The organism is Streptomyces sp. UW30 (assembly GCF_008042075.1).
GTDB lineage: Bacteria > Actinomycetota > Actinomycetes > Streptomycetales > Streptomycetaceae > Streptomyces.
The window spans coordinates 1-3,333 of record NZ_RDBN01000061.1 but is presented as its reverse complement, the minus strand read 5'-3'; the positions used below and the strand labels follow the sequence as shown (position 1 = coordinate 3,333).

General features: G+C 65.4%; 1 protein-coding gene. It reads right to left on the bottom strand.

The features are described 5' to 3' along the window. Positions 1–201: 201 nt before the first annotated feature. Positions 202–2,676: an ATP-binding protein gene (locus tag EAO75_RS43580; protein WP_148000688.1), complete on the bottom strand. Its 2,475-nt coding sequence runs from the start codon at positions 2,674–2,676 to the stop codon at positions 202–204. Between the last annotated feature and the right edge of the window lie 657 nt (positions 2,677–3,333).

Genomic DNA, 3,333 nt, shown 5'->3' with positions numbered 1-3,333 from the left:
CGGCAAAGAGGCAGGCAGGGAACCTGCCGACCCCCGCCAGGAGGCAGCCCGCTCCCCCGGCCCGCAGGCGATAGGCCGCCGACCGCGGCCTCGCATCCGACGACTGAATGGGGCTCGTTGGTAGCGGTCTTGGTAGGCGTCCCCCTTGGAAGACGGGTGACGAAACACCGAACGCAACCGGTGTCGGTCTGGCATCGTCAGTCAGCCGCCGGCGAGCAAGCTGAGGGCCTCGCGTCGCAGCTGGGCAACCCAGTTGTTGGTCTCATCGACGGCCAGGGCCTGGTCGAAGTAGGCCACGGCTTGTGGGTAGTTCCCCAGACGTAGCTGAACCTCTCCCTGTCCCGCGATGGCCCAGTCCAGGGAGGGTGCGAGGTCTACGGCGTGGTCGAAGTCCGCTTGGGCTTCGTGGAGGGAGCTCATGGCTAGGAGGATTCGGCCTCGCTTGCCAAGGTATTCGGCATTGTCCGGGTGCTTGCGTACCAGCCGGTCGAAGTCTGCTAGCGCGTCGGCGTACTGTCGGCATTTCCTGTGTGTTCGAGCGCGCAGGAGAAGGACCCAGTCGAGTGCGGAGTCGAGGCTGAGGGCCCGGTCGAAGTCTGTGATCGCGCCCTGGAAGTCTTCTCGGCTCAGGCGGACTCGCCCGCGGCTGGCGACGGCCCAAGCGTAGTCCGGATCGAGGTCGATGGCATGGTCGAAGTCAGCTGCTGCGGCATCAAGGCGGCCCATGAGCCGGTAGGTCTCGCCTCGCCCGGCGATTGCCCACGCATAGCCGGAGTCGATGCTGAGCGCTCGGTTGAAGTCGRCGAGGGCGTCGTCGTAGCGGACCAGCTCTCGGTAGGCGATGCCACGGCTGCTGATCGCCCAGGCCAGGTCTGGATCGAGTTCTACAGCGTGATTGAGGTCGCGTAGTGCGTGGCTGTGTTGCTTCATGAGGCGGTAGGTCTCGCCGCGCGCGGCGAGCGTCCAGGAGAGTTTCGGATTGAGATCGAGTGCTTCGTTGAAGTCGGCGATGGCGGCTTCGTAGCGGCGCATCAGTTGATATGTGCTGGCGCGGGCCACGAGTGCGGCAGTGCGGGCGGTCCGTTCCAGGCCTCCCTGCCTGATGAGCAGGGTCAGGTATTCGGCGCCGTGGGTACCTGGTGCGGCCAGCGCGGCCTGTAGCTGCTGTCCCCAATCGCGGGCTTTGGCGAAGTCGGCGTCCGTGCCGGCCTGTTCGATCATCTCCGCCCAAAGCCCGGCCATGGTGTCTCCGGCCCGGCAGGCGTGCACGGCCAGGTTGAGGGCCTGCGGCAGGGCTGTGCTCGGCTCTGCGCATAGGTAGTGATATGTCTCTTCGATCAGATGCTGGCTACAGACGGTGTCGCTCCACGCGGCTTGTTCGTTCAGTCCCAGGTCTTCGCGAGTGTCACGGTGCCAGGCGGCCAGAGCTCGATGCCGGGTGCGCCAGTCCTGCGGGGACTCGCGCCGCAGAACTCGCAGCATGGAGGTGCGCACGATGTCGTGGAAGACGAAGCGCCCCGAGTCGTCTGTGACGAAAGGCTGCTGGCCCWGCCAGGTGTAGCTGCCCTCGACATCCGTGTCGCCCGTGATGACCCGTAGGGCATCCATGTTGAGGCTGCGGGGCAGGGCCGCAGCCTTGGCCAGGGCGCGCCGGTCGGGGTCTTGCTCCCATTTCAGGAATCGGTCCACTGCACTACCGGTGGGATCGCCGATGTCTTGCGGGTTGAACGGTCTGTTCTGAGCCAGCATGGCAAGAAGCAGCGGCAGCCTGCCGGTCAGCGCGGTGATCACGGCCAGCAGTGATTCATCGTGCACGCCGCTGTGCAGCAGGAGCTGTCGTGCTTCCGTCTCCGTGAAGGGGGCCAGGGAGAATTCCTCGATCAGGTCCAAGTAGGTCGACCAGCGGGCCAGATCGAGGGGGCGTTGACCGGCGATGGTGACGGTCAGGGCGCTGGTCAGGTCTCCGTATTTGCCGTCGAAGAGGTCGAGCAGCCAGTCCTCCACGAGGTTGCGGCTTTGTTCGTAGGAGTCGAAGAACAGCGCGAGTTGGCGATCCTGGGCGACTTCTGCGAGGCCTTGGACGAAGAGAGGGGAGAGTTCCTCCACCGGCGACATGAGCAGGCGTACGTCGTTGCTGCGCATCCGCTTGCTGAGGTACTTACGGATTCGTTCTGCCTGCTCGGCGAGCGCGGCCGGGTCGACCTGCTGGATGAACTCTCCGGCAACTGGGATGCTTTTGGCGGCTCCCAGGCCGATGCCTACGGCGGTCCGGGTAAGGAAGGTCGGGGCGCCTTCGGGTGCCTGGGGGTCGCTTTCGAGTTCGTTGCGGCGTTCTTCGTAGTGTGCGTGTCGCTTCTCAAAAGCACGCAAGGGGCTGTTCGCGTGAGCCAGTTCGGTGGCGATGCGACTCATCACCGCGAGGACGTCGCGTGAGGTCTCGTCGACGCGGGAAGTAGCTGCTCCTTCTGTGTCGGCGAGCCTGCGCAGATGGCGTACCAGGTACGTTTTCCCCACGCCTGCGTCGCCATGGATGCTGAAGACGAAGCGTCGTTCTGGGTGGTCCAGGGGCAGCGAGAGGTTGCGGCGGAACTGAGCGGTCTGCGCTTGTCGGCCGACGAAACGTGCGTGTTCACGGGTGCGTGCGATGTGCTGCAGGGATGGAACCGACCGTGCCACCTCGAACCCCCTGTGTCTGAAATGTCCAGCGTAGAGGTGGGGGGCCGTGCACGTCACGACTCGGGAAGCCGCCAACTACCGGTATGCGCAAGAGGATTCGTATCCAGCGGCGACAAGGAAGCGGCTCTGCCCCGGCTGGTGACCACGCGCACCCTGGGGGCATGGCATCACCACCGGGAAACCGACGAAGTTTCCTGGCAGCTGCCCCGGCCTCAAGCACGAACCCGCCTTGCGGTACGGCTCCGATGACACCGAAGGTCGCAATCCTGAGGCGTCGATGTAGCGGACGGCGTCGACGTGGTGGAACGCTGGTGCGGGCGGTACCTGGGGGACGATGTCGTTGTTGTTGACGAACCGGAAGGTGCGGCCCCCCCAGTGCGGTGTCGTAGGCGGTGGCCAGCAGCCGGTCGCAGGTGCGGGGCCGACAGAGTGGTGCTTGCCCCGGCTGATCTTCTTGTCGTGGCAGGTCCGGGATGCCGGGTCGCCCAGGGCGGCGAACGCGGAGAGGAGGAAGGGGCGTTTGAGCTGCTTTTCCCCAACCGCGGCCCTCTTGCTAGGAGGCAAGTTCCGCTTGGATACGATCCTGCTCCTTGACGTTGCGCTCAAGGTCGCCGGTCACCTGGGCGACTTCTGCGAGGCCTTGGACGAAGAGAGGGG